The sequence below is a fragment of the Vibrio sp. 03_296 genome (genome assembly GCF_002265885.1).
Map to the genome: position 1 here is coordinate 1 of NZ_NPKW01001341.1, position 562 is coordinate 562.

Consider the following 562-nt stretch of genomic DNA (forward strand, 5'->3'; position numbering starts at 1 on the left):
TATGCGTTGCGTTTAGTGTTTAAGGTGTTATGCGGTGGCTTAGGTATTGCGTTGCTCACACCTTAACAGGGCGTTATGCTTAATCAAGTAAAATCAGTTGGTTATGATTTTTCTTTGTTCCCTTGGCTGACTAGTTTTGTGTTTGTCGGCAAGCTGGCTTTTGTGAGCGCTATTTTCTGGACATCCATTCTTTGGCGCTAAAAACTCGGAGAGTTGCCTCAGTCAATTTTTGGGCAAGAGCGAGGTTAGGGCGGCGGGCTCAATCAGAAATCCATTTCTAGGTTTTCAAACTTCAAACCAGTTTTGCCAAAATCCGAAGTCTGATTATCAAAACTATGATTCATTTCGGTTTTCTACGTTTTAGCTTTTGTTTGTAAATCAAAGTCGAGTTAATCTTAATTCAATTAAAACGTAAGCCATTGAAGCTTAAGCATAACAAGGCGTTTAAGCGGGATTCATGCCGCGTGGCATTTTTGGTTTGCAGTGAGTTTTGGTGGTGAAAATGGTCTGCAGAAGGTTGGTTTATGCGGCACTCACCCCTTAACGCGGCGTTAGCTTCTTA

Annotated in this window: 1 protein-coding gene; it reads left to right on the plus strand. The window is 41.8% G+C overall.

The genetic code is table 11. The features are described 5' to 3' along the window. The first annotated feature begins 432 nt into the window (after nt 1-432). Entirely contained in the window at nt 433-555 is a 123-nt protein-coding gene (locus CIK04_RS32030) for a DUF3265 domain-containing protein (protein WP_080927638.1), read from the plus strand. Nucleotides 556-562 lie beyond the last annotated feature (7 nt).